General features: G+C 45.4%; 4 protein-coding genes. All 4 read left to right on the forward strand.

Going from position 1 to position 4,488, the window contains the following annotated elements:
* Window positions 1-209: 209 nt before the first annotated feature.
* The 4 genes from P5674_RS23285 (at window position 210) to P5674_RS23300 (ending at window position 4,322) form a co-directional block, all read left to right on the forward strand.
* Entirely contained in the window at window positions 210-1,313 is a 1,104-nt protein-coding gene (locus P5674_RS23285; protein ID WP_006620587.1) for a type IV pilus twitching motility protein PilT, read from the forward strand.
* Window positions 1,314-1,489: 176 nt separating this feature from the next.
* Window positions 1,490-2,623, forward strand: coding sequence for a type II secretion system F family protein (locus P5674_RS23290; protein ID WP_006669468.1), 1,134 nt, complete (start codon window positions 1,490-1,492; stop codon window positions 2,621-2,623).
* Window positions 2,624-2,697: 74 nt separating this feature from the next.
* A complete protein-coding gene (locus tag P5674_RS23295; protein WP_006620084.1) occupies window positions 2,698-3,321 on the forward strand; it encodes a hypothetical protein in 624 nt (207 codons plus the stop codon).
* A 59-nt stretch (window positions 3,322-3,380) separates the two neighbouring features.
* The gene (locus tag P5674_RS23300; RefSeq protein WP_006620085.1) at window positions 3,381-4,322 is read left to right on the forward strand and encodes an alpha/beta fold hydrolase; all 942 of its coding nucleotides are present in this window, start codon (window positions 3,381-3,383) and stop codon (window positions 4,320-4,322) included.
* The last annotated feature ends 166 nt before the right edge of the window (window positions 4,323-4,488 follow it).

The following is a 4,488-nucleotide window of genomic DNA, read 5'->3' on the forward strand; positions in this document are numbered from 1 at the left end:
TAAAAGCTTTGCGGGATACCGCCTCTGTTACCTTAACGGGTAATAGTGCTATCGTTGCATTGTCCGGGAATAGCCGGATAAATGTCGCGTAAATGTATCAGGTGGGATGAAAGTTTAGAAAAATTCTGGCTATGTTCCCCCTTCCGTGTGTTGGGACGCGCGCAAGCGATCGATAAGGTACAAACTCAAATTCCATTGGAGGTTTATCTATGCGTGGTTTGATGATTGAGGATGTTCTCGAGTCTTTGGTTGAACAAGGAGGCTCAGATATTCACATTCAAGCAGGAGCGCCTATCTTTTACCGCGTCAGCGGGAAACTGACTCCACAACCCCAATTTGGAGAAACTCTCTCTGCTGAAGAGGTGCAGGTTTTGATTTTCCAGATGCTCAATAATATGCAGCGTAAGCAGTTGGAGCAAAACTGGGAACTAGACTGCGCCTATGGGGTTAAGGGACTGGCTCGGTTCCGGGTGAATGTCTACCGGGAACGGGGTTGCTGGGCTGCTTGTCTGCGAGCTTTGGCTTCTCAAATTCCCAATGCTGATAAGTTGGGGGTTCCCCAAATCCTGCGGGATTTGACCGAAAGACCTCGTGGTATGGTTCTGGTGACGGGACAGACAGGATCCGGTAAAACTACCACAATGGCCGCTTTACTTGACTTGATCAACCGCACACGCTCAGAACATATCCTGACTGTGGAAGACCCCATTGAGTATGTTTTCCCTAATATCAAGAGTCTGTTTCACCAACGCCAAAAGGGTGAGGATACCAAGAGTTTTGCTAATGCGCTCAAAGCGGCTTTGCGTGAAGACCCAGATATTATTCTGGTGGGGGAAATGCGGGACTTGGAAACTATCGGTCTGGCGATATCGGCCGCAGAAACGGGTCACTTGGTCTTTGGAACTCTGCACACTAACTCGGCTTCAGCAACAGTAGACCGGATGCTGGATGTATTCCCCCCTATTCAACAACCGCAGGTGCGGGCGCAAATGTCCGGTTCTCTGGTGGGGGTTTGTAGTCAAAACCTGGTACCGCGAATTGGTGGCGGTCGTTGTGCGGCTATGGAGATTATGCTTAATACTCCGGCTATGGGTAACTTGATTCGGGAAGGAAAAACTTCTCAAATTTACTCCCAGATCCAAATGGGGGCTAAATTGGGAATGCAGACGATGGAAATGTCTTTGGCCAAACTTTATCAAGAAGGTAAGGCTACTTGGGAGGCTGCTATGAGTAAGAGCTCTAAGCCTGATGAACTTGAACGGCTCATTGGTCCTCAGCCTAAGGCTGGTAAGGGTCAGAAGGTGAAAGCATAATACCACCAAGTTAGGTAGGTAAGCATCCTTAAAAAGGAGAGTTTTTCAGACCCCCCCCTGCTTGTAGTCTCTCATATAAGTGGGGTTGGTCACTACCTTTTTTAGGGTTGCTATAGTTGCGAACTTGGTGTGCTATGGGAGACTGACAATTATATCTATATAAATAGAGGTGAGATATGACAACTAATAGGATGGTCAAGAGCCACTCTCGAAAACAAGGCTTTGACTTCAAGAAATTCGAGGAAGATCTGAATGTAGCGATGGCATCGATTACGGTGAAAGATCTCGCGATCTTTGCCCGTCAGTTTGCGGCTATGTTTAATGCAGGTATCTCGATGGCTCGCTGTTTAAGTGTGCTGGGAGAACAGTGTGAAAATGCGAAGCTAAAAAGGGCTATTAATACTCTGCGTGCTGATGTGGAAGAAGGGGAGGAATTATCATCGTCAATGAGAAAGTTTCCTGATGTGTTTGACCAGCTTTTTGTGAGTATGGTGTCGGCAGGAGAAACTGGGGGGGTTTTGGATGAAACCCTAGAACGTCTGGCGGTGATGATGGAAAAAAACCATAAAACTCAGAGTGAGATTAAGTCGGCAACTTCTTATCCAAAAACAGTATTGTTTATTGCGATCGCTGTGTTTTTTGGTATGGCTACGTTTTTGCTACCTACCTTTTCGGGTATTTTTGAGCAAATTGGGGTGGAGTTACCTCTGTTTACGGTGATGATGCTGAAAATCAGTGATTTTTGTACGACTTGGCCGCCTATTCCCCAAGCTATAGTAATTGGCTCATTGATTGGTATTTATTTTGCCTATACTGTGGCTTATAAAACTGACTCTGGGCGGTTATTTTTTGATAAGATTTACTTGAAACTGCCCCTATTTGGTGCGATTCTGGAAAAGTCGGCGGTGGCGCGTTTCTGTATTATTTTTGGTAGTCTGACTCGTTCTGGTGTGCCGATTATGAACTCTATGGAAATTGTCCGAGATGTAGCTGGTAATCAGGCGATCGCTAATGCCATTGAGTACGCCAGAAATGAGATTCAACAGGGGGGATTGATCAGTCTGGCTTTACAGGAAGAAAATGTGTTCCCAGGTTTGGCGATTCAGATGATTGCGATCGGAGAAGAATCTGGGGAACTTGATAAAATGTTAATGAAAGTAGGCGCTTTCTATGAAACGGAAGTTGAGGAGGCGGTAAAATCTCTAACCAGTGCGCTAGAACCTTTAATGATTGTAGTAGTAGGGGGTATTGTGGCTTCTGTACTGCTGTCGATGTATCTGCCAATGTTTAAGGTGTTTGAGAGTTTATAAGTGCTACGACACCAAATCGCCGGGGAAATTAATTTCTCCTGTGGTCGGAAAAGATGTTACCAGGTTTTTAAAAAATGCCAGTTCAACAATCCCATTATGAAACTTTGCTGTCTGAATACAGCTATGCAAATACAATGATTAATCTTTTGCAACAGCATCGACCTTATTGGGAAATGATTCCCAGTCTGCGCCGCCCGGAAGAAAGTTTGATCACTCTGCCGCTACCCATTGTCAGGTTACGCAATGGTGTTTCCTATGCGGGGCATAATCATATTACTATTAGCCCAAATCAAGCTGTTTGTCTTCCCTGTGATATTGCGGTGTTGATGTGCGATCCAGAATGGAAGGTTAAAGTCGGCTCGGAAATATTGATTTTTATTCATAAACCCCACGAAGATCTTTCGGATTTACTGAGGCGGTGGAGATTAACTCAGGTTTACTTGGATAGTGGCTATGAATGGGTGATGCCTCATCATTACAGTTATTTGTATTCCCAAGAGGCTGAAAATATTTACCCCCTATTTGTGCTGTTTGCAGAAACTCCAGAACGGATTAAACGGGGTTTACAAGGGGCTCATCTTGCTTGTGTGGTGCAACATCCAAATATGACGGTTGATCCTTCAGAGGGACCAACTCTTGATGAGATTGATTTGGAAGAATACCAGCCTTGGCGTGGATTACCTGGAGAGAATCAATAAGTGGTTATTAATCAATCTTTGCTGTATAACATCCAATAAAATCAACGAATTTCAGTAAAATGCAAACTACTTTAGTAACTGACTCGAACTCCTATGAGGGGACTTATTGGAAGTGGCGCGATCAATTGATTTATTATGTCAGAGGAGGTTCAGCGGGTGAGGATGTGGCAACGACAAAGGTTGACCAACGCCCCTCTTTATTGTTGGTGCATGGGTTCGGTGCATCGACAGACCACTGGCGCAAGAATATTGAGGGATTAAGTTCTGAGTTTGATGTGTGGGCTATTGATTTGTTAGGGTTTGGGCGATCGGCTAAACCTGATTGGGAATATACTGGACAGTTGTGGCGCGATCAGCTTCATGATTTTATGACCGAGGTGATCGGACGGCCAACGGTTTTGGCGGGTAATTCGTTGGGGGGTTATGCTAGTCTGTGCGTGGCGGCGGATTATCCTGATGGGGTGGCGGGGTTGATTTTATTGAATAGTGCGGGTCCGTTTTCGGATACTCAGACTAAGATAGAACCGCCTACCTGGAAACAAAAGACCTCGAGAATGATGCGATCGCTCCTAATTCAGGACTGGACGACTTTTTTGGTTTTCCAATGGACTAGGCGACGTTCAGTAATTCGGAAAACTCTGCAAAAAGTTTATTTGGATCAAAGTGCTGTTACCGATCGCCTGGTGGAGGAAATATATCGTCCTTCCTGCACTCCCGGCGCGGCTAAGGTATTTGCATCGGTGTTTAAGAGTCGTCAGGGAGATCCGGTAGATGTTTTATTATCGCGTCTTCGCTGTCCACTGTTGATGTTATGGGGAGAAGGAGATCCTTGGATGAACTGTCGCGCGAGAAGCGATCGCTTTCGTGAATATTACCCCCAACTGACGGAATATTTTTTAAATGCTGGTCACTGTCCCCATGATGAAATACCCGAACAGGTCAACAACCTAATTCAAAATTGGGTTTTAGTTGACATACTCACCGGGCTGAAGCTACGGTGATTCTTGACACTTCGCGCTCGATGTGCTTGCAAGCCAGTCTTATCTTCCCTCTGTGTCCATTTAAGGTCGTGCCGATGCCCCATGCCGACCATTTCTATATTTCGGGCTGCATTTTCTATCTTATTCCCAAACTTTCACCAATAAAAACCCCGACCTAGGGAATTGC

Origin of the sequence: Limnospira sp. PMC 289.06, assembly GCF_032350395.1 — a bacterium.
GTDB lineage: Bacteria > Cyanobacteriota > Cyanobacteriia > Cyanobacteriales > Microcoleaceae > Limnospira > Limnospira platensis.

Excerpts from the sequence above, each read along its gene's own strand:
- P5674_RS23290 (WP_006669468.1), top strand. The coding sequence starts at position 1,490 with ATGACAACTAATAGGATGGTCAAGAGCCACTCTCGAAAACAAGGCTTT.
- P5674_RS23285 (WP_006620587.1), top strand. The coding sequence starts at position 210 with ATGCGTGGTTTGATGATTGAGGATGTTCTCGAGTCTTTGGTTGAACAA.
- P5674_RS23295 (WP_006620084.1), top strand. The coding sequence starts at position 2,698 with ATGCCAGTTCAACAATCCCATTATGAAACTTTGCTGTCTGAATACAGC.
- P5674_RS23300 (WP_006620085.1), top strand. The coding sequence starts at position 3,381 with ATGCAAACTACTTTAGTAACTGACTCGAACTCCTATGAGGGGACTTAT.